The sequence below is a fragment of the Nocardia sp. IBHARD005 genome (genome assembly GCF_052814245.1).
The window spans coordinates 5,613,099-5,633,724 of sequence record NZ_CP199935.1; the positions used below are offsets into that span (position 1 = coordinate 5,613,099).

At 68.5% G+C, this 20,626-nt stretch carries 21 protein-coding genes and 2 pseudogenes; 5 read left to right on the forward strand and 18 right to left on the reverse strand.

The window, feature by feature from the left end:
* Positions 1-280: 280 nt before the first annotated feature.
* The 6 genes and pseudogenes from ACTWPB_RS26440 to ACTWPB_RS26465 all read right to left on the reverse strand — a co-directional run bounded on the left by ACTWPB_RS26440 (position 281) and on the right by ACTWPB_RS26465 (position 4,492).
* Complete coding sequence (locus ACTWPB_RS26440) at positions 281-595, reverse strand: hypothetical protein (RefSeq protein WP_446226493.1); 315 nt, start codon at positions 593-595, stop codon at positions 281-283.
* A gap of 63 nt (positions 596-658) precedes the next feature.
* Positions 659-1,123: pseudogene (locus ACTWPB_RS26445) on the reverse strand (regulatory protein RecX); the annotation flags it as partial.
* 508 nt (positions 1,124-1,631) lie between these two features.
* Positions 1,632-2,669: a recombinase RecA gene (recA, locus tag ACTWPB_RS26450; protein WP_446223209.1), complete on the reverse strand. Its 1,038-nt coding sequence runs from the start codon at positions 2,667-2,669 to the stop codon at positions 1,632-1,634.
* Between the two features lie 172 nt (positions 2,670-2,841).
* Positions 2,842-3,048, reverse strand: a pseudogene (locus tag ACTWPB_RS26455) (DUF1348 family protein); the annotation flags it as partial.
* 61 nt (positions 3,049-3,109) lie between these two features.
* Positions 3,110-3,991, reverse strand: a complete 882-nt coding sequence (locus ACTWPB_RS26460) for a pyridoxamine 5'-phosphate oxidase family protein (RefSeq protein WP_446223210.1) — start codon at positions 3,989-3,991, stop codon at positions 3,110-3,112.
* Between the two features lie 39 nt (positions 3,992-4,030).
* Entirely contained in the window at positions 4,031-4,492 is a 462-nt protein-coding gene (locus tag ACTWPB_RS26465) for a VOC family protein (RefSeq protein WP_446223211.1), read from the reverse strand.
* A gap of 128 nt (positions 4,493-4,620) precedes the next feature.
* Between ACTWPB_RS26465 and ACTWPB_RS26470 the strand changes: the two genes are divergently transcribed.
* Positions 4,621-5,136, forward strand: coding sequence for a CGNR zinc finger domain-containing protein (locus ACTWPB_RS26470; RefSeq protein ID WP_446226494.1), 516 nt, complete (start codon positions 4,621-4,623; stop codon positions 5,134-5,136).
* Between the two features lie 10 nt (positions 5,137-5,146).
* Here the strand turns inward: ACTWPB_RS26470 and ACTWPB_RS26475 are convergent, their stop codons facing one another.
* The 5 genes from ACTWPB_RS26475 to ACTWPB_RS26495 form a co-directional block, all read right to left on the reverse strand.
* Positions 5,147-6,367: a phosphotransferase gene (locus tag ACTWPB_RS26475; protein ID WP_446223212.1), complete on the reverse strand. Its 1,221-nt coding sequence runs from the start codon at positions 6,365-6,367 to the stop codon at positions 5,147-5,149.
* A gap of 7 nt (positions 6,368-6,374) precedes the next feature.
* Positions 6,375-6,566: a DUF3046 domain-containing protein gene (locus tag ACTWPB_RS26480; protein ID WP_446223213.1), complete on the reverse strand. Its 192-nt coding sequence runs from the start codon at positions 6,564-6,566 to the stop codon at positions 6,375-6,377.
* A gap of 86 nt (positions 6,567-6,652) precedes the next feature.
* On the reverse strand, positions 6,653-7,804 hold the full coding sequence (locus ACTWPB_RS26485) for a glycosyltransferase (RefSeq protein WP_446223214.1): 1,152 nt from the start codon (positions 7,802-7,804) through the stop codon (positions 6,653-6,655).
* Positions 7,805-7,859: 55 nt separating this feature from the next.
* Positions 7,860-8,570: a PIG-L deacetylase family protein gene (locus tag ACTWPB_RS26490; protein WP_446223215.1), complete on the reverse strand. Its 711-nt coding sequence runs from the start codon at positions 8,568-8,570 to the stop codon at positions 7,860-7,862.
* A gap of 23 nt (positions 8,571-8,593) precedes the next feature.
* Entirely contained in the window at positions 8,594-8,761 is a 168-nt protein-coding gene (locus ACTWPB_RS26495) for a hypothetical protein (protein ID WP_446223216.1), read from the reverse strand.
* 165 nt (positions 8,762-8,926) lie between these two features.
* Here ACTWPB_RS26495 and ACTWPB_RS26500 point away from each other — a divergent pair, with 165 nt between their 5' ends.
* The gene (locus tag ACTWPB_RS26500) at positions 8,927-9,622 is read left to right on the forward strand and encodes a maleylpyruvate isomerase family mycothiol-dependent enzyme (RefSeq protein ID WP_446223217.1); all 696 of its coding nucleotides are present in this window, start codon (positions 8,927-8,929) and stop codon (positions 9,620-9,622) included.
* A 68-nt stretch (positions 9,623-9,690) separates the two neighbouring features.
* Positions 9,691-11,184: a carboxylesterase/lipase family protein gene (locus ACTWPB_RS26505; protein ID WP_446223218.1), complete on the forward strand. Its 1,494-nt coding sequence runs from the start codon at positions 9,691-9,693 to the stop codon at positions 11,182-11,184.
* A 162-nt stretch (positions 11,185-11,346) separates the two neighbouring features.
* On the opposite strand, the gene pspM is transcribed toward ACTWPB_RS26505, so the two are convergent.
* The 5 genes from pspM to pgsA form a co-directional block, all read right to left on the reverse strand.
* Entirely contained in the window at positions 11,347-12,222 is an 876-nt protein-coding gene (gene pspM, locus ACTWPB_RS26510) for a phage shock envelope stress response protein PspM (RefSeq protein ID WP_446223219.1), read from the reverse strand.
* 105 nt (positions 12,223-12,327) lie between these two features.
* Positions 12,328-13,152 carry a phage shock protein PspA gene (gene pspA, locus ACTWPB_RS26515; protein ID WP_056811431.1) on the reverse strand — a complete coding sequence of 275 codons (825 nt, stop codon included), beginning with the start codon at positions 13,150-13,152 and terminating at the stop codon, positions 12,328-12,330.
* A gap of 195 nt (positions 13,153-13,347) precedes the next feature.
* The gene (locus ACTWPB_RS26520) at positions 13,348-13,800 is read right to left on the reverse strand and encodes a helix-turn-helix domain-containing protein (RefSeq protein ID WP_446223220.1); all 453 of its coding nucleotides are present in this window, start codon (positions 13,798-13,800) and stop codon (positions 13,348-13,350) included.
* Positions 13,801-13,891: 91 nt separating this feature from the next.
* The gene (locus tag ACTWPB_RS26525) at positions 13,892-14,383 is read right to left on the reverse strand and encodes a CinA family protein (protein ID WP_446223221.1); all 492 of its coding nucleotides are present in this window, start codon (positions 14,381-14,383) and stop codon (positions 13,892-13,894) included.
* Between the two features lie 156 nt (positions 14,384-14,539).
* Positions 14,540-15,175, reverse strand: coding sequence for a CDP-diacylglycerol--glycerol-3-phosphate 3-phosphatidyltransferase (gene pgsA / locus ACTWPB_RS26530; protein ID WP_446223222.1), 636 nt, complete (start codon positions 15,173-15,175; stop codon positions 14,540-14,542).
* Positions 15,176-15,431: 256 nt separating this feature from the next.
* Between pgsA and ACTWPB_RS26535 the strand changes: the two genes are divergently transcribed.
* Entirely contained in the window at positions 15,432-16,076 is a 645-nt protein-coding gene (locus ACTWPB_RS26535) for an amino-acid N-acetyltransferase (RefSeq protein WP_446223223.1), read from the forward strand.
* Positions 16,077-16,104: 28 nt separating this feature from the next.
* Entirely contained in the window at positions 16,105-16,389 is a 285-nt protein-coding gene (locus ACTWPB_RS26540) for a YciI family protein (RefSeq protein ID WP_446223224.1), read from the forward strand.
* A gap of 66 nt (positions 16,390-16,455) precedes the next feature.
* Here ACTWPB_RS26540 and ACTWPB_RS26545 read toward each other — a convergent pair whose 3' ends face one another.
* Both ACTWPB_RS26545 and ACTWPB_RS26550 read right to left on the reverse strand, forming a co-directional pair.
* Positions 16,456-17,433 carry a TerC family protein gene (locus tag ACTWPB_RS26545; protein ID WP_446223225.1) on the reverse strand — a complete coding sequence of 326 codons (978 nt, stop codon included), beginning with the start codon at positions 17,431-17,433 and terminating at the stop codon, positions 16,456-16,458.
* A 412-nt stretch (positions 17,434-17,845) separates the two neighbouring features.
* Entirely contained in the window at positions 17,846-20,422 is a 2,577-nt protein-coding gene (locus ACTWPB_RS26550; RefSeq protein ID WP_446223226.1) for a DNA translocase FtsK, read from the reverse strand.
* Positions 20,423-20,626 lie beyond the last annotated feature (204 nt).

A 20,626-nucleotide genomic window follows, 5' to 3' on the forward strand; every position in this document is an offset into this window, starting at 1 on the left:
CGCCTACGGCCCTGCTCCCCGGATTTCCCACCCCGAATCGGGGTGAAACATCGGCGTCCCCACACCCGCATGATCACCGATGCGGCGAATCAGCCTGCGCGAAAACAGGTTTCGCCAGGCGTGATCATCTTACGCGCCGCGTACAGCCCTTGCGGCAGTTCAACGCTTGTCTCCGCAACCGAAAACCTTGTCGCACCACGGCTCCCGCGTGGCTTCCCCCCCGGGCGCCACGCCATACTTCCGGGACAAGCTGGTGCGTAGTGCCACAGCCCTGCGGACCTCACCGATCCACCTGCGACAGTTCTGCTTTCACCACCGCGAAAGCCGTTGATGAGCTGTAGCCGCGCCGGGCGAGCATGTCGACCAGACGGCGGGTGGCTTTGGTGCGGTCCAGATCGGCGGGCATGGAACGGAGCTTGCGACGAACCAGGTCGATGGCGGCTTGTTCGTCGCCGGGAGTCGGGCGCGCGGTCGAACGGCGGGCAGCATCCGGTTCGGCGGTATCGCTGAAGGCTTCGCCGGTGTCCGCCGAACCAGTGCCCCCGGCACCACGCGACAGCGAGCGGCGTGTCTGCCACGAGCCGTCTGCCTCGATGGAATGCGGTCGCGCTGTCTGCTCGCTCTCGGAGACAGCACGGGCGGAGCGGGGCGGGGTGCGTTCGAACCCCGCATCGTCGAGTTCGGCGGTGACGACGGCGAAGGCGGTGGATTGGTCGTAGCCACGGCGAGCGAGCATGCCGACGAGGCGGCGCACTGCCTTGTCGCGTTCCATCTCGCGGGGAAGGGTGCGGAGTTTTCGGCGGACCAGGTCGGCGGCGCGGGCGTTTTCGGCGTCGTCGGTGACCATCGACAACGCTTCTTCGGCGTCGCTCGGGGCCACGCCCTTCTCGCGCAGCTCACGGTGGAGGGCCTTTTTGCCCCGGCCGGAGTAGGTGTGTCGTTCGTGGACCCACTGTTCGGCGAACGAGGCGTCGTTGATCAGGCCGATTTCGGCGAACCGTTCGAGAGCGGCCTGTGTCACCTCGAGGCGGAAGCCCTTCTCGCCGAGTCGTTTCTCCAGTTCCGCGCGGCTGCGAGCACGGAGAGAGAGCAATCGCAGGCAGGCGTCTTTGGCCTGTTCCAGAGTCGCATCGGGACGGTCGCCCGGGGCGAGCCGGCGTGTGCCGGCCCGCCTGTCGGGCTCTCCCGGCTGGGATCCGGCCGCCACCGGATCCGCCTGCCGTCCGTCGTCACCACCGACGACGGTCGACAGGGAGACTTCGTCGCGCCGCGCGGACCTACGTTCGCGTCGGGCGCCGCGGGGCCGTCGCCGACCCTCGCTCCCCCACTCTTCATGATCAACACCAACCCGCGCAGCGAAATGCGGTGGTTTGTCACCATCGGTGAATCCGGTCGGGTGCGCGCGCTGCGGATCGCCCGCACCCGACCGAATCCTCTTCGCGTCCGGGTCGGCTCGCTTGTCGCGAGCCGACCGGACGAGTTCATCGGCCACACCCTTGCCGCGGCCCACCGCGGGCGGCAGCACCGGCTCCGGCTCGACCTCGATTCCGAGGCGAGCCAGCTGCCTGCGCATCTGTTCGACCGGGTCGGCCGAATCGCGGTGGCCGCCGGGGCTCGGCGTGGTCATCGGCTCAGAAGTCGGCGGGCGCGTCGGCCTCGGCGGTCAGTACGGCGCCGATGCCCAGCTTCTCCTTGATCTTCTTCTCGACCTCGTCGCACACATCTTTGTTCTCCAGCAGGAACTTGCGGGCGTTCTCCTTGCCCTGTCCCAGCTGGTCGCCCTCGTAGGTGTACCAGGAGCCGGACTTGCGGATGAAGCCGTGCTCGACACCCATATCGATGAGCGAGCCCTCCTTGGAGATGCCGTGGCCGTAGAGGATGTCGAACTCCGCCTGCTTGAACGGCGGGGCGACCTTGTTCTTGACGACCTTCACGCGGGTACGGTTGCCGACCGCGTCGCTGCCGTCCTTGAGGGTTTCGATGCGGCGCACGTCCAGGCGCACGGAGGCGTAGAACTTCAGCGCCTTACCACCGGTGGTGGTCTCCGGCGAGCCGAACATGACGCCGATCTTCTCGCGCAGCTGGTTGATGAAGATCGCGGTGGTGCCGGAGTTGCTGAGCGCGCCGGTCATCTTGCGCAGCGCCTGGCTCATGAGGCGGGCTTGCAGGCCGACGTGGCTGTCGCCCATCTCGCCTTCGATTTCCGCACGCGGCACCAGGGCGGCAACGGAGTCGATGACGAGGATGTCGATGGCGCCGGAGCGCACCAGCATGTCGGCGATCTCCAGGGCCTGCTCACCGGTATCGGGCTGGGAGACCAGCAGTGCGTCGGTGTCGACGCCCAGCTTGCGGGCGTAATCGGGGTCTAGGGCGTGCTCGGCGTCGATGAAGGCGGCGACACCGCCCGCGGCCTGGGCATTGGCCACGGCGTGCAGCGCGACGGTGGTCTTACCCGAGGATTCCGGGCCGTAGATCTCCACGACGCGACCGCGCGGCAACCCGCCGATACCGAGCGCGACGTCGAGCGCGATGGAGCCGGTGGGGATGACGGCGATCGGCTGACGGGTCTCCTCGCCGAGACGCATGACCGCGCCCTTGCCGAAGCTCTTCTCCACCTGCGCCAGTGCCAGTTCCAGCGCTTTGTCGCGATCGTAGGCCTGCGGTGCCATGATGTGCGCCCCTTCTCGAGGTGAGTGTCTCTCTGGTTGGCGCCCACAGTAGAGGCCGGCACCGACAAGTTCTGGCGCCCAGGTTAGTCGAACACCCATTCGAGTCAAGCGACGCGCCCACCAACACGCGCAGCAGCCGCTCCGACCGGCAATCCGGGAGCGAAACCAGCGGTCAGTGCTGCGGCAGCACCGAGTCGTCGCCCTCGGCGCATGGCCCGAAGATCCGCCGCTGCGATTGTTCGATGCGCACATCGTTGACGCCGGCCTCACGCCGCGCCATCCGCCCGTCCGGCGCGAACTCCCACTGCTCGTTGCCGTAGCTGCGCCACCACTGCCCCGACTCGTCGTGCCATTCGTACTGGAAGCGCACCTTCGCGCGGGCGGTATCGAGGTCGAAGGGTGGCAGCGGTGGTCGCATGGGGAACAGCCTTTCGGTGTGATCATGGATTGTTCGGGGAGAGCTCGGGCGGCCCCCAGCGCACAGCGAGCGCACCGGGGCGTCGCACCACCTGCTCGACGGTGAAATCGACGGCGCACTGCGCACCGGAGGTGAACGCCGCCGTTTCCCAGACCAATTCGGCACGGCCGGTGAGCTGGAGCAGCGCACCGGTCGACCAGTCGGCGACGAGCAGCCCGCAGCGGGGTTGCACGGCGAGGTTGCCCAGTGTCATGAACATCGAGTTGCCGCGGTAGTCCGGCCAGCGCAATCGCGTCGGTGAAAGAACCTGCAGGAAGCCGGGATTGCCGCCGCGGTGCGAGGCGTCGGCATGCCCGTTGTCGTCGGCGGTGGCGACGAAGAACGTATCGGCGGCACCGACCATCTCGACCGCGGCGGTGGTCAGCGCCGTACCGCGCCAGACCGGGCCGGGCGCACCGGCCGCCGCCACCTCCCGAATCTGCCTGCGCGAGATGTACTTCGGGCAGTTCGCGTAGACCTGCTCGGTGGTGATCCGCAGCCCACCCGCACGCACCGCCGAGGTGCCGTTGACGCGCATCCGCCGACGGCGCTGCGGTTGCAGCGCGATCAACCCGACCTCGACCTCACTCGACAGCGCCACCGACAGCGGATCAGCGTCTTCGGGCAGCGTGTCGATGTCGATGGTCGCGTCACCGACCGCGTGAACGAACCCGGCGGGACCGGTGAGCGGACTCGCCCACAGGCGCCCTGCCGGATCGGCGGCGCCGAGCACCACCATCGACTGCTCGGCCAGGAAGGACGCGGCAACCGCCGGAATCCCGGTACGGATCGAGCGGCCGACCCTGGCAGCCGCCGCGGCCTGCCCCATGCGGTGCTGTACGGCCAGCTCGCCGGAGTGAAACATCCTCGCCCTCCTGGTCGACGACGTGAAATTGCCTGCGAGTCAGAAGAATCCGCACGTCGGTGCAGGCCCGGCCGGTGCGGGTGCGGCGGCGGCGCCCAGCGGGGCGAAGACCTCGAGCCGGATTCCGTCGGGATCAGCGAAGAAGATGCCACCGGAGGAGGCCCCCTCGCCGTGGGCGACCACACCGTCGTGGAAGAACTCGGCATCGATCGCACGCAGCGCCGACTCGACCACGCGCACCGTGTCGAGGTCGTCGACCTGGAACGACAGGTGATGCAGCCCCGGGGTGCTGGTGGAGAATTCGCCGCTGCTCTGCTGCCACAACGTGAGCACCAGCGCACCGCCCCGACCGAGGAAGGCCCAGCGGCGGTCGCCGTCGGCGCCGCTGCCGAGCTGTTCGAAGCCCAGGCCACGGCGGTAGAAGTCGACGGAACGGTCGAGGTCGGCGACGTTGAGTCCGATATGGCCGGTGGTGAGCAGAGGCGCTGCGACGGCGGTCATGGTTTCCTCCTGAAATGCTTAACCGTTTATCCGATGTTCAACAGTTAGAACATAAGATGAGGTCACCCCTTCGTCAACCCTTGAAACATTTATAGACAGTTAGGAGGGTCGTGTTGTTAACCTCGGGCATGCGCGATCCCCGTCCGCACACCGGCGAACCCCCCGCTCTCGACCTGCTCAACACCCGGTGGGCGGGCGCCGAACCCGGTGATCTGCTCGCCGATCTCGACGGGCTGCGCACATGGCTGGAGCTCATCGGTCTCGCCGATCAGGTACCCGTCGACAACCACGCTCGCACCGCGCTGCACACCGCGCGCGATGCCGTGCACGACGCCGTCACCCGTGCCGATCACGCCGCACTGAACCGGGTTCTCGCGCACGGGCGCATCCGCCGCGAACTCACCGACGAGGGCCCCCGCGACATCCCCGAGGTCGACGACCCGGTGTGGTTACCCGGCTGGCTCGCCGCCGACAATCTGCTCCACCTGATCGCGCAGGCACCGCACCGGATCCGCCAGTGCGCGCACCCCGATTGCGTGCTGTTCTTCTACGACACGTCCAAGAACGGCACCCGGCGCTGGCATTCCATGGCAACCTGCGGCAATCGCACCAAGGCCGCGCGCCACTACGCCAAGACCAGTTGAGACGCGGTCCTCAGAACAGTTCGTCGAGCAGCCGGTAGTAGTCGAGCTTGGCGCGATCGGGTTCGGTCAGGCCGTAGGCGGTGTAGAACGCCGCGACCGCCTCGACCCCGAAGTCCCCGGCCAGGTCGCGCTCGGCCAGCGCCAGGTCGTGATAACGGTCACCGGGGCCGAGTGCCGCGACATCGATCAGCAGGCCACCGGTGAGCACATTGCCCGGCGTGAAGTCGCCGTGCGTGACGACGAGGTCTTCGGCCGGGCGCCGCTCCCGGAGCCGGGACAGTATCGCGGCAGGCGAGAGGTCACGGTGATCGTCGTCGAAATCCGCGGTGTCGACGAAACCTTCGACCACATGGCGGTGGGCGCGGGCGAGGGTGACATCGAGACCACCGGCGAAGGGGCACTCCGCCACCGCAAGATCGTGCAGCGACCGCAGGGCACGGCCCATCTGCGCACCGACTTCGGTCGGGTCGGCCTGACCGGCGAGCGATTCACCCGCATCGGCGAGGACCAGGACGTCCTCGGCGAACGCGACCACCTCCGGCACCGCGATCGCGTTGTCGCGCAACCAGCTCAGCCGCGCGTACTCGGCCACCGCGCGCGGGCCGCGCTTGATCCAGTACCCGCCCGACCGCACCAGATTCCCGTCACAGCCCTCGTGCTCATCCGACCACTCCGGCACCGGCCCGAGCAGCTCCTCGATCACCGGCGGCAGCGGCAGCGCCAGTTCGTCGAGGTGATCCAGGGCCGCGCGGGTGGACTCGATGAGCTCGGAATCGCCGTCGGTCACGCGCAGCCGCATGGCCTCGTTGAGGAGCTGACGCGCCTCCTGCGGCCGGTGCTGTTCGGCCAGCGACTTACCCAGGTGGTGGGTGGCGAAGGACACGAGGTCCGGGTCGTCGAGCGCACGGCTGGCGTGCAGCGCCCGGCGGTAGAGGATCTCGGCGTATCCCGGTTCGCCCTGGTACCGGTAGACATCGGCCAGGTTGATCCAGACGGTGACCAGGCGCTGCTCGGTGTCGGCCAGCTCGAGTGCCTGATCGAGCCGGTCGAGGGCCTCGTCGTACCGCCCGAGCAGCATCAACGCGATGCCGAGCCTGCGCAGGCCGGGGAAATCGTTCGGGTCGGCGAGGGAGACCCTGACCGCCAGGGTCTCGGGGTCGACCGGGATCATCCGCAGCCGTTCGTCGAACCGATACGGTCGCGTTTGCGAGTTCTGCGCTGTCACGGCCATTGCCTGATCACCACCGGTTCGGGGGGACGTCGAAGTCGGCACACAGCGCCCGCCATACCTCGCGTGGGTCGACGCCGCTGTCGATCGCGACCGCCCCCGTGCGCCCCAGCTGGGGTATCACGTGATCGGTCAGCATGGCGTCGGCGCGCGCCGCGCCGAACTCGGTGTGCATCAGCTCCTGGAATTCGGTCAATCGCACGTTGCCAAAGATACTCGCGCTGGGCGAGAGCCGACAGGGCCCCGCTCAGCGCACCCGGCGGCACCCACCGCGGCCGCGGCGACGGATTACCCCTTCGCGGCGTCGTGACAGACCTGGACCGGGTCCGCGACGTCCGACAGACCGGCGCAGGCGTGGCGGGCCGCTTCGGCATAGGCGGGGTCGTCGAGTACCTTGCGCACCGCGGCGCCGACGGCCTCGGGCGTGAGCGGCCGCACGAGCACCGAACTTCCCTGCCGCACCGCGCGATTGGCCAGTTCCCACTGGTCACCGCCGCCGGGGACGGTTACCACCGGCACGCCGGCGGCCAGGGATTTCGCGAGCAGGCCGTGCCCGCCGCCCCCGACGACGACCGCGGCGTGGGTGAGCAGTTCGTCCTGGCGGCCCAGGCCCGCGGTAGCCCAGTCGGGCAGATCCGCGGGTGGGGTGTCCAGGGTCGAGACGGCCACACGCACACCCAGTTCGGCCAGGCCGGACATGACCACGTCGACCATGTCGGCGACACCGGTGTGCGCGGTCGAGGGCGCCACCATTACCAGCGGAGCGTCGCCGGGGGGCAGCGGGAGTACGGCGTCGGTGGGTTCCCACAGCAGCGGTCCGACGACGTGGGTGTCGGCGGGCCAGTCGGGGCGGTCCATCTCCAGCGCGGGCAGGGTGGCGACCAGGCGCGCGGTGGGACCGGGGTCCTCGGTGGGCAGACCGATGGTCTCGCGGGCCGCGGAGCGCTGGCGGTGGCCGTTGCGGACCGCGCGCGCGGTCATCGTGCGCAGGACACCATCGCGCATGCGGCCACGCACACCCTCCCCCGGTGCCAGGCCACTACCGATCGGTGGCAGGGCTTTCGACGGCAGGTAGAGCGGGTGCGGTGACAATTCGACCCATGGCAATCCCAACCGCTCGGCCGCCATCCCGCCGCCCGCGGTGAGGACGTCGGAGACGATCAGGTCCGGCAGCATCGCGCTGAGTTCGGGCAGGTTCTCGGTAGCGATATGGGCGGCGCGATCGTGGATTCGGGCACCCGCGTCGGCGTCGTCGTCGGTGGGGCGCGGCGCGAGGCCCTTGAGCTTGCGCACGCTGATCCCCGCCGAGCGGGCCTTGTCCAGCCATCTCGGCCCCGTGAACAACACGGGCTCGTCCCCCGCGGCCAGCAATCGCAGACACAACGCGATCGCGGGAAACGCATGCCCTGGATCGGGCCCGGCCACCACAGCTATTCGCATCCGCCCACCCTGCCATATCCCCAGGCCGCGCCCAGCACGGGCGGCCGCCCGCCGATCAGCCGCCGAAGGTGAACAGTTCGAAGCCGACAGCGTGCTCGGCGGGGAATCCTTCCTTCGGACCCGTTGCGAACGTGACGATTTCGCGCACCTGCTCCGCCACCGGCACCGGGCTCAGCACCTGCAGATACCGCCGATGCGCCGACAGCGACGCGCGCGCCTGCTCCAGGTGCGCGCTCACATCGACGGCGTGAGTGGCGACCGGGCCGACGACGGCGGCCCAGCGCGCCGACCACGGCGGCAGATCGGCGAGTTCGGGGAAAATCCATTCGTTGCCCGCGTCGGCGATCGCGTCCATCGCCGATCGGCCGACAGCCCGGTGATCGGCGCTGTTGACCATCCCCGGTGCCCAGGTGTCGCCGAAGTTGAACAGCACCACCATCTCCGGGCGATGCCTGCGCAGCGCGGCGGCCAGTTCGCGGCGCAGGGTGAGACCTTCCTCGATGCGGCCGTCGGGATGGTCGAGGAATTCGACGGTGTGCACGCCGACTTCGCGGGCGCCCGAGATCTCCTCGACCTCCCGCAACGGCGCGGCCTGCGCGGGCGGCATCCCGGCGATCCCCGCCTCGCCGCGCGTGACGAGCAGATAGCGAATGTCCTTGCCCTGCCCCGTCCATCGCGCCACCGCCGCCGCGGCGCCGTATTCGATGTCGTCGGGGTGCGCGACGATCACCAGTCCGCGCTGCCAGTCCTCGGGTAGCTGTTGCACCCCGCCATGCTAACCAGAGACGGCTAACTGATCGGGGTCTTGTCGCTCCCCGCGATCGCTTTGTACAGCAGGTACACGCCGGTACCGATCGCCGCGATCACCAGGATGGGCATCAGCGCCTCGATCAGCGCGCCGAGAATCCAGAACGCGATCATCGCGACTACGACGATGCCGATGACTTTCCAGACCATGATGTGACTCCTCGCCAGCTCTACGACCGCCCTCCAGCGATCCGACACCTTCGATGCTCTCACCCCGCGAGCAATAGATCACCAGGTCAGCACCGATATCCGGGTGTAGATCAGGGTTCACCCCGAGACCGGCACCGGGTCGGGAACCGGGTTACCGTGATCGGCATGGATTACTTGGCGTTGCTCTGTGCGAAGCTGACCGCCTTCGGTGAGCTCATCACTGCCGACACCGACCTCGCCGCACCGGTGCCCTCCTGCGGCGACTGGACGTTCTACGACCTCGTCGACCATGTCGGGCGCGGCAATCTGTGGGTGGTCACGGCGGTGGCCGAGTTGCGCGGCGATTTCGAGGGCGAGCCAGCGCCGAACGATCCCGCGGCCCTGCGGGAGTGGTACGAGTCGACCGCCGATGCCTTGGCGACCTCGTTGTCCGCCGACGAGGACCAGCAAGCCTGGACCTTCGCCAGGTCCATGCCGCGCACGGTCGGATTCTGGCGGCGGCGCCGCGCCCATGAGACGCTCATGCACCTGTGGGACGGTCAGAACGGCCTCGGTGAGCCCGACCCGTTCGACCCCGATCTCGCCGTCGACGGCATCGATGAGGTGTTCGAACTGTTCGCACCTCGGATGATCCACCGTGGGCTCGCGGTCGAACCGGACGTGGCGCTGCGGGTGCGCGCCACCGACACCGGTGGCAGCTGGACATATGGTCCGGGTGAGCCGGTCGCCGAACTCGCGGGCACCGCCTCGGATCTGCTGCTGGCCCTGTGGGCACGCAAGTCCGGCGCCGACCCGGAGTTCACCTGGGACGGCGACCAGGCGGCAGGCGAACGCGTGCTGGCAGGCCCGCTCGTTCCCTGAGCAAACAACAGACGGCGAACCCGGCACGCGCCCATAATCGGGGCTCACTGCACGTAGGAGGACTTTTCATGGAACCCATCGTCACGACCACGAGCGGCGTGATCCGCGGCCACACCGAGGCCGGGGTCACCCGCTTTCTCGGGGTGCCGTACGCGGCGGCCCCGGTCGGGCCGAAACGTTTCCAGCTGCCCGAACCCGCCCCGGCCTGGGACGGCGTGCGTGCGGCCACCGAGATGGGCGCCACGTGCGCGCAACCGCCGTACCCCGCCTATGCCGACGCGCTGATCGGCAGTGACGGCATTCCCGGCGACGAATATCTCAATGTGAACGTGTGGACGCCCGATCCCGGCGCCGCGGGTCTGCCGGTGCTGGTGTGGATTCACGGTGGCGCGTTCATCCGCGGGTGCAATGCGAAGCCGATCTACGACGGGACCGCGTTCGCCCGCGACGGTGTCGTGATGGTCGGGGTCAACTACCGCCTCGGGGTGTCGGGTTTCGCCGAGCTAGAGGGCGCACCGTCGAATCGTGGTCTGCACGACCAGATCTTCGCGCTGCGGTGGGTGCGCGAGAACATCGCCGCGTTCGGTGGCGACCCCGCCAATGTGACGATTTTCGGTGAGTCCGCGGGCGCGATGAGCGTAGCGGCCTTGATCGCCGCGCCCGGCACGGCCGGATTGTTCCACCGGGCGATCATGCAGAGCGGCAACGGCGCCGTCGCCGCCGATCCGCAGGATGCGCGCAAGGTGTCGGCCGCGTTGGCCGCCGAACTCGGAATCTCCCCTACCGCAGCCGATTTCGGCAAGCTGGGACCGAACGAGCTGATCGCCGCGCAGAACGCGGTCGCGCTGGCCCTGATGACCGATCCCGACCCGCAGCGATGGGGTCGATCGGTGATCGCGATGGGCGGGGGCATCATGAGCCTGTTCCCGGTGATAGACAACGACATCGTCGAAGGTCCACCCACCGAGGTGCTGACCGCCCACCCCGACCGCGCGGTCCCCCTCATCGCGGGCACCACCGCCGACGAGTTCCGCTTCTTCACCGTTCCCGCCGGCCTGGCCGCCGGTATCACCGCGGACGCTCTCCCCTTCCTGTTCACCCGCTACGGCATCGATCCCGCTGTCGCACAGACCTATTCGACCCAACGCCCCGACGCAACTGCCGCCGAGATCTTCAACGCCGTCATGACCGACCTGATCTTCCGCGCGAGCACCTTCGACCTCGCCGAGGCCAACGCCACCACCGCGTCGACGCACGTCTACGAATTCGCCTGGCCCACCGACCTTCCCGGCCTCGGCGCCTGCCACGTCCTGGAGATTCCCTTCGTCTTCGACACCATCGACGACGCCCACACCCTCACCGGCCCCACCCCACCCCAGCCCCTGGCCGATGAAATCCACGCCGCCTGGGTGGCTTTCGCCACCAACGGCACCCCCGGCTGGGCATCCTTCACCTCGGACCAGAAGAACGTCCGCATCTTCGACACCCCCGAGTCCACCACCGTCCCCAACCCCCGCGCGGCCGAACTCGCCGCCCTTCGCCAGGCCTTCACCCTCGCCTGAAGACCGCCTCGGCACGCCGGTCCTCGACCAGCGTGCCGAGGCGAGCCCGAACCGGCTCATATCGCGACGAGAACGTCTTGGCCCCCGCCGTATGGCCGCTGTCGAGCCGGTTCGGATCGCGGGCGTTGAGCCGACCGTGGATCGTCGGCTCGGTGGCGAGCTCTAGTGGGGGGATTCCGTTCCACCGGCGAACAAGTCGGGTCCCTGGTCGGCCATTTCGGTGAGGGCCTGGGCCCAGCCGTCGAGGCGGTCGGCGGCTTCGCGCAGGTCGGCGACGATGCCGTTGAACTGGTAGGCCAAGACCGAGTCTTCGGGGACCGCCAGGATGCGGGCCGCGGCGGCGACCAGTTGTTCGTATTCGACCACGCCGGTTTCGAGGCGGGTGAGCACGCCGAGGACCGTGGTTTTCAATGCTGCGACGGTGTCGGGGTTGGCGCGGCCGACGGTGTCGGCGGCCTGTTCCATCGCGACCACGTCGGCGGCGAGCGCGTGCAGGGCGGCCGCGCCGGAGCGGGCCGTCTCGAGCAGGTCGCGTAGTTCGTCTTCGGGGAGCCGGCGGGTGCGCGCGATCTGGGCACCGAGGTCGTAGAGCGCCCGTTCGGCGCGGATCAGGCGCTGGATGGGGGCGCGTGCCGCCGACCGGATACCGGGCGACTTGCGGGCGACGAAAGCCGCCTGGGGCAGGGGCTTACCGCGCAACTCCAGATACCGGCGGGCGCTGAGCGCGGTACCGGTGACGAAAGCGACGGCGCCACCGCCGATCACCACCACCGCCCAGGCGGGCGCCGAGATCACGGCCAGCCCGACCGCGCCGACCGTGGTGATGCCGGAAACGGTGCCCAGCTGGAAACTGCGCCTGCGCACCCGGCGCCGACGGCGCAGCTCACGTTCGCGCGGGTCGGCCCAGCGCCGTACCGCGACCAGGGCCTGCTCACCGACCCCACGCAGGGTCGCCGCCACCGAGCCTGTCATCGCGGCCTGCGCGAGCGCCGCCGGATCTACGATCTCGGCACGGTCGCGCCGCATTTTCCCGCTCATCGCCTGTCCTTCCCCCGGGTGCCGGTCGTCGCGAAAACCGTTGATGGCGCGGCCACCGGGCGTTATCGCCGGGTTTCCGCGCCCTCGCCGGACTCCACGTACTGCTTACTGCTGAGCCGCTTGGCCCTTGTTGATGTTCGGCGCCGGTGCGGCCTGTGGCTGCGCCGGGTCGATCGCCGCGTTGTTGTTGCCCGTGGGCAACGCGTCTCCACGCATGGAGGCGCGGATCTGCTCGAGCTTGCTGTGCCCGGCCATCTGGACGCTGGCCTGCTGCACCTCCATCATGCGACCCTGCACCGTGTTCTGCGCCAGCTCGGCCGAACCGAGCGCGTTGGCGTAGCGGCGCTCGATCTTGTCGCGCACCGCGTCCAGGCTGGGCGTTGAGCCCGGCGCGGACAGGGTGGAGTCCATCTGCTGCAGCGACGCCGAGACCTGCTCCTGCATCTTGGCCTGCTCGAGCTGGCTGAGCAGCTTGGTGCGCTCGGCGACCTTCTGCTGCAACATCATCGCGTTCTGCTCGACCGCCTTCTTGGCCTGTGCGGCGGCCTGCAGGGACTGATCGTGCAACACCTTGAGGTCTTCCACCGACTGCTCGGCGGTGACCAGCTGGGCGGCGAACGCCTCGGCTGCGTTGGTGTACTGGATCGCCTTCTCGGTGTCGCCCGCCGCCTGCGCCTGATCGGCCAGGGTGACGGCCTGACGGGCGTTGGCGTTGAGCTTCTCGACCTCGTCGAGCTGGCGGTTCAGCTTCATCTCCAGCTGACGCTGGTTACCGATCACCGATGCCGCCTGCTGCGACAGCGCCTGATGCTGACGCTGCGCCTCCTCGATAGCCTGCTGAATCTGGACCTTCGGATCCGCATGCTCTTCGATCTTGGAGTCGAAGAGGGCCATCATGTACTTCCAGGCCTTCACGAACGGATTAGCCATCGATTGATCCCGCCTCCATCTGTGCGTCGCTCGTGCGACTGGTGGTACGCGACCGTCACGCACCAGATACGTGCTTATCCTTCACCATGCGGCACCCGAACCGGAATGACCGGACCGATCGACGCCTGAGGAGAATCTATCCGTTCTCATCAGCGGTGTGCAGCGTCTCGCGCGCCGGGCGCAGGGTTCGCCGCGTCACATTCCCTTCACCAGAACCAGCATCTCGGCCCTCGGGGCCGGGATGACGATGCGGGTGTCTTCGGCGATGCCGATGCGCGCGCCCTGCTCGGCCGCCGCGCTCGCGGAGGCGGATGCTTCGCCCGCGGCCGGTTCGGGCAGCGTCGCCGGCTCGGCGTCGGCCGGCTCGCGGTCGGCGGCGGGGCCGGTCAGCGCTGGTTCGCGCGGCGCGGAGCCGTCGGCGCCCGCCATCAGGGTGCTCACATCCCACAGCACGCGCGAGAGCGGCACGTCGAGTGCCTCGCAGATGCTGGCGAGCAGTTCACTGGAGGCTTCCTTGCGGCCGCGCTCCACTTCCGACAGATAGCCGAGGCTCACGCGCGCCGAGGTCGACACCTCGCGCAGCGTTCGATGCTGGGCGAGACGCGCACGCCGCAGACTGTCCCCGATTGCCTCCCGCAGCAGCGTCATCTCGTTCTCCTCCACCTCGTGTCACCGCCGTAGCGGTGCTCACCTCTTTCTGGCACAACGTCGAGCATGGACCGGTGGTTCCCGAACCTGGCTATTTCACACTGACACAGCGCAACAACTCCCGCACCGCACTGTGCACCGCACCTAGTCTGATCGTCCACCGGTCACCGTGCAGTTTCAACCGGACCACTTCGCTGTGACGTGGACCGGCCAACCCGAGGTATACCGTGCCGACGGGATGCCCGTCCTGGGAATCGGGTCCGGCGACCCCGGTCAATCCGATACCCCAGTCCGCGCCGCACTGCTCCCGCGCCCCCACGGCGAGCTGTTCGGCGGTCGAGGCGGCGACGGGTCCGTCGGTGCGAAGGAGGTCGTCGTCGACGCAGGCCAGGCGGCTCTTGAGGTCGGTGGCGTAGACGATCAACCCGCCCCGCAGCACCGCGCTCGCACCGGGAACCCCCGCCACGGTGGCAGCCAGCAGCCCCGCGGTGAGCGATTCGGCCGTGGCGACGGTCTGACCCGCCGCGTTCAGTGCGCTGACCAGTTCGGCGACCGGCGCACCGTCGACGAGCGGATCGCTCACGACTCCACCTCGCTGGCGCTCGGCTCCGTCGTGCGCGATCGCGCGCTGTACCGGCGGTTCGCTCGCCAAGGCTCGCTCACGACTCCACCTCGCTGGCGCTCGGCTCCGTCGTGCGCGATCGCGCGCTGTACCGGCGGTTCGCTCGCCAAGGCTCGCTCACGAGCGCGACCGTCCACCCGCCAGCCACACTCTGGCCGCCTGCCCCACATAATCCAGGCCGGTGACCACCGTCAGCGCCACGGCCGCGTACATCAGCCACATGCCCGCGGTGGCGAAGACACCCGAGAGCGGCAGCACCAGCAGCGCGATCGCCACGGACTGCACCAGCGTCTTCAGCTTGCCGCCACGCCCCGCCGGGATCACCCCGCGCCGCACGACCACCAGCCGCAGCAGCGTGATGCCGATTTCGCGGCCGCAGATGAGCACGGTGATCCACCACGGCAGATCGCCGAGCACCGACAGCCCGATCAGCGCCGCTCCGATCAGCGCCTTGTCCGCGATGGGGTCGGCGAGCTTCCCGAAATCGGTGACCAGCCCGTATTTGCGGGCCAGTTGCCCGTCGAACCGGTCGGTGATCGCAGCCACGCCGAAGACCGCCGCGGCGATGACCCGCCAGCGAGTGTCGTGCCCGCCCTCGGCGAACAGTGCCAGCACGAACAGCGGCACCAGCACGATGCGCGCGATCGTCAGCACATTGGCGATATTGAGCAGGGGAACCTGGGTCTCCGGCACCGGGTGCATCGGTGTCGCCGCACTCGACCCACGATCGATCTCTTCGGGTCGCACGCTCATCCTGTGTCTGTCGGGCATGCTCGGGCGGCCTACGTGGCTCCGCTTCGCTATCGCCTCCGGCCGCTGACCGCTCATGCCCTGCCCTCTCGGCACTCACCGGCACTGCGCCGAAATCCAACGGTTTCGCGAGCTGTTTGCCCGCACGATCGGTGCCACGCGATGCGGTCGTCGAGCCCGGCGCGATGCGAGGAGCGGAACGACAGGATGTGCGGCACATGTTCAGACTATCGGTAACCCGGCCGACTACTGTGCACCCATGACCTCACGGGGACCCTTGAGCGGTTCGACCAGCGACGCGCATCCTGTCGCGCCCACTGTGGCGCCTGTTTCCGCGGTATCTGATGGCGGTGTCCCCGAGGGCCCTGCGTGGTCACGCTCCGCTACCGCCTCCGGGCCCGCCGGGAACACCGACGTCGTCGTCCGACGAGCGCGAACCTCCGATGTCCCCGAGATCAAGCGCCTGGTCGACGAGTACGCCGGCCGCATCCTGCTGGAGAAGAACCTGGTCACGCTGTACGAATCGGTGCAGGAGTTCTGGGTCGCCGAGCTCGACGGACAGGTCGTCGGCTGCGGGGCGCTGCACGTATTGTGGGCCGATCTGGGCGAAGTACGCACTGTCGCGGTGGATCCCGTCGTCAAGGGCCGCGGAGTCGGCGGCGCGGTGGTCGAGCATCTGGTCACCATCGCTCGCGAACTGCAGTTGCAGCGCGTGTTCGTGCTGACCTTCGAGGTGGACTTCTTCGGCAGGCACGGGTTCGTCGAGATCGACGGCACGCCCGTCACCGCCGAGGTGTACGCGGAGATGTGCCGCTCCTACGACACCGGTGTCGCCGAATTCCTCGACCTCAGCTTCGTCAAGCCGAACACCCTCGGCAACACCCGCATGCTGCTCACCCTCTAGAGAATCCATCGCGAGAAAGTGATCGACTGTGCCGATCTTCGCCGTCCATTACACCTACTCCGAGTCCACCGCGGCCGACCGCGCGACCAACCGTCCCGAGCACCGCGGCTGGCTCAACGCGCTGGTCGACGCGGGCACCGTGCTCAGTAGCGGCCCCTACCCCGACGGTTCGGGCGCCCTGCTGCTGTTCCGCGCTGAGGACGCGCCCTCGCTGACCGAGCTGCTGACCAACGATCCGTTCGCGAAGCTGGACTTGATCGACGCCGTCCGCGTGGTCGAGTGGCTGCCGGTGATGGGCGCCTTCGCCGAGTAACCGGCGCCCGGATACCGCACTGCCCGGAACCGCGGCGGTTCCGGGCAGTGCTGTTGTTCGGCTGTGTCAGGCGTTGGTGCGGCGGGTGCGCAGCAGGCTCGCCACCGTCGCGATGATCAGAATGCCGATGATCACGCTCAGCGAGACCGCCGTGGAGATCTCCGGGACGCTCACGTGCTCGCCGCCGTTGATGAACGACAGTGTGTTCTCGTGCAGTGCGTGCAGCACCAGCTTCACGCCGATGAACGCCAGGATCGCGGCCAGGCCGTAGGACAGGTACACCAGACGGTCGAGCAGCCCGCCGATGAGGAAGTACAGCTGGCGCAGACCCATCAGCGCGAAGGCGTTGGCGGTGAACACCAGGTACGGCTCCTCGGTGAGACCGTAGATCGCCGGAATCGAGTCGAGTGCGAACAACAGGTCGGCGAAACCGATGGCCAGCAGGGCGAGCAACAGCGGGGTCACCACCCGTTTGCCGTTGATCCGGGTGACGAGCTTGTCGCCGTCGTACTCGTCGGTGGTGGGCAGGACCCGTTTGGCCAGCGAGACGATGTAGCTGTCGCGCTTCTTCTCGTGTTCGACCTCGTGCCCGCTCTCGCGCAGCAGGTTGATCGCGGTGTAGATCAGGAACGCGCCGAACAGGTAGAACACCCAGCTGTAGGCGCTGATCGCGGCCGCGCCGATCGCGATGAACACACCGCGCATCGCCAGCGCCAGCACGATGCCGATCAGCAGCACCTTCTGCTGGTAGATCCGCGGCACGGCGAAGGTGCTCATGATGATGAGGAAGATGAACAGGTTGTCGACCGAGAGCGCTTTCTCGGTGACGAAGCCCGCGTAGTACTCCCCCGAGAACGTGCCGCCCCATTTCCAGGCGACGAACAGGCCGAACAGCAGCGCCAAGCTGATGTAGACGGCCGACCAGATGCCCGATTCCTTGAAGGTGGGCTCGTGCGGGGTGCGCACGTGGGCGAAGAAGTCGAAGACGAACAGGCCGAGGATCACCAGTCCGGTGATCACCCACTCGAGCGTGGTCACCTGCATGTGGTGGTCCGATCGATGAAGTTCATGTCGCCCATCATGCCCGAATTGTCCGTTTCAGTTGGCTTGCGAAACGATTGCCCGCCATGATTTCACACACATCGGTGGCCGCCGCCTCCGCCGCGCACGAGGAAAAGCCCTTTCGCCCGGTTCGCGACCGCTGCTACCGTCAGCGCATCACCGGCGAACGACACATAACCGAGAGGAGCGAGCCGTGTACGAATCCACCGCGCAGATCCAGCGCCGAACCGCGATGCACCGGCTCAGCCCCGGTGTCGTGATGCCGGGTACCCGCCTCGCGCGCGCCCGCTTCACCGCCTGACCCAGGCGATTCCCACCCGGCCGCGTCCGGGCACTTCCCGGCCACAGCCGCACCAGGTCACTCCTCGTTCGTCGCCGCCTGCTCCCGGCACGGTCAGAGCAAACCAGGAACGGCCTCGTCCTCGGACGCACCAGGATCGCCGCCACGGATCGACCACAACAACCCGTCCAGTTCGTCGGGCTTGATCAGCACATCCCGTGCCTTCGAGCCCTCGCTCGGCCCCACCACGCCGCGGGTCTCCATCAGGTCCATCAACCGGCCCGCCTTGGCGAAGCCGACCCGCAGCTTGCGCTGCAACATCGAGGTGGAGCCGAACTGTGAGGTGACCACCAGCTCCACGGCCTGCAACAGCACGTCCATGTCGTCACCGATATCGGGGTCGACATCCTTGACCTCGCCGGCCTTGGCCGCGGTGACGCCCTCCTGGTATTCGGGTTCGGCCTGGGTCTTGCTGAACTCGACGACGGCCTGGATCTCCTCGTCGGAGATGAACGCGCCCTGCAGACGGGTCGGCTTGCCCTGACCCATCGGCAGGAACAGGCCGTCGCCCATGCCGATCAGTTTCTCCGCGCCCGGCTGATCCAGGATGACGCGCGAGTCGGTGAGCGAGGAGGTGGCGAACGCCAGCCGCGAGGGCACATTGGTCTTGATCAGACCGGTCACCACGTCCACCGAGGGCCGCTGGGTGGCCAGCACCAGGTGGATACCGGCGGCACGCGCCTTCTGCGTGATCCGCACGATCGCGTCCTCGACGTCGCGCGGGGCGGTCATCATCAGGTCGGCGAGCTCGTCGACGATGGCCAGGATGTACGGGTAGGGCCGGTAGACGCGCTCACTGCCCAGCGGGGCGGTGATCTTGCCCGATCGCACATTCTTGTTGAAGTCGTCGATGTGGCGAACCTTGTTGGCCTGCATGTCCTGGTAGCGCTGTTCCATCTCCTCGACCAGCCAGGCCAGCGCGGCGGCGGCCTTCTTCGGCTGGGTGATGATGGGCGTGATCAGGTGCGGAATGCCCTCGTACGGCGTGAGCTCCACCATCTTCGGGTCGATCAGGATCATCCTGACCTCCTCGGGGGTGGCCCGGTGCAGCAGCGAGATCAGCATCGAGTTCACGAAACTCGACTTACCCGAACCGGTGGAACCGGCCACCAGCAGGTGCGGCATCTTGGCCAGGTTCGCCGAGACGAACTCGCCCTCGATGTTCTTGCCGAGGCCGATCACCAGCGGATGGTGGTCGTTGCGGGTGTGCGGCGACTTCAGCACGTCGGCCAGGCGCACCAATTCGCGGTCGGCATTGGGCACTTCGATACCGACGGCCGATTTGCCGGGGATGGGCGCGAGCAGGCGCACGTTCTCGGTGGCGACCGCGTAGGCGAGGTTGCGGGCCAGCGCGGTGATCTTCTCGACCTTGACGCCGGGACCGAGTTCCACCTCGTAGCGGGTGACGGTCGGGCCGCGCACGAAGCCGGTGACCGCGGCGTCGATCTTGAACTGCACCAGCACCTCGGTGATCGCCTCGATCATCGATTCGTTGGCCGCGGAGCGCTTCTTGGGCGGATCGCCGTCGAGCAGCAGGGTCAGCGGGGGCAGCGTGTAGTCACCGTCGACGACCCGGTCGGTGACGAACTCCGGCTCCGGTAGCGGCAGCGGGGTCTGGTCGACCGGCTTGACCACCGGCCGCTTACGCGCCGGTTTCGGTGCGGGTGCTGGTGCTGGTGCTGGTGGTTCCTCGATCGGCTTGGCATCGCGCAGCGGCGGTTCACCCAGCGACTCGGTGACCGCGTCGGAGCCGCCGAACTCGTCGGGCGGGTAGTTGTCGTCGGGGTTGCGGCCACGGCGCCGGGTTCGGTTGCGGTGCACCGGGAATCCGTCGGCGTCGTAATTGGCCGGATCATAGGGGTCGCTGTCGTCGGCGTATTCGCCGAGACCGAAGTATTCGCGCAGCTTGCCCGGTACCTCGCGCACCGTGGTCCCGGTGAGCAGCAGCACGCCGAACGTCATGGCCAGCAACAGCAGCGGCAGCGCGAGCCAGGGTGTGAGGCCCTGGCCGAGCGGTCCGCCGATCGCGTATCCGAACGCGCCCGCCGCCGTGGCGCGGCCGTGCGCGTCGGTCGGGGACCCGGCCGCCAGATGCCACACCCCCAGCGCGGGGAGCACGACGAGCAGCCCACCGAGGACCAACCGTGGCCGGATCTCCGGATGTGGTTCGGTGCGCATCAGCACCACCGCGAGCGCGACCAGCAGAATCGGCGCCAGCACGGCCGCGGAACCGGCAATCGCGCGCACGACGTCTTCGAGGAAACGCCCGACCGGTCCGCCCGCCGAGAGCCACATCGCGGCGGCGATGATCGCGCTCAACGCGATGAGCGCCAACCCGATTCCGTCGCGACGGTGCCCGTGGTCGAGTTCGCCTGCCCGGCTCAGCGTGCGGGTGGTGGCACCGACACCGCGCGCCAGCATGGTCCAGCTGGTCCCGATGCCGCGGCCGATCACCGCCAGCGGTGCGGTGTTGGAGGCGCGTTTGACCGGCCTGCGCACGGGCGTGGTGCGCCCACGTGGAGCCGCCGTCGCTCGCGGGGTCGCCGAGCGAGACCGCGCCGCCGGCGTCTGCCCCCTGGTCGATCCCGCCCGCGCACGAGAGGTCGTGGTGCTGCGGGACTTACCTGCCATGACCATCAGGCTAGCCGCTCCCACACCTCCGAGACCATCCGCAACACTGGTCCCACCCCGCTGACGGGGGCGATCGGACCCGGATGCGCAGGTCGCGGCGCCCCGGTCAGCGCGGGGAAATCTCGCCGGGAACCGCGTTTCGCGGGCCCGAACTTATGGAATCCTTGCCGAACTCCTCTATTTCGGCCGTTCTGGGCCCGCGAT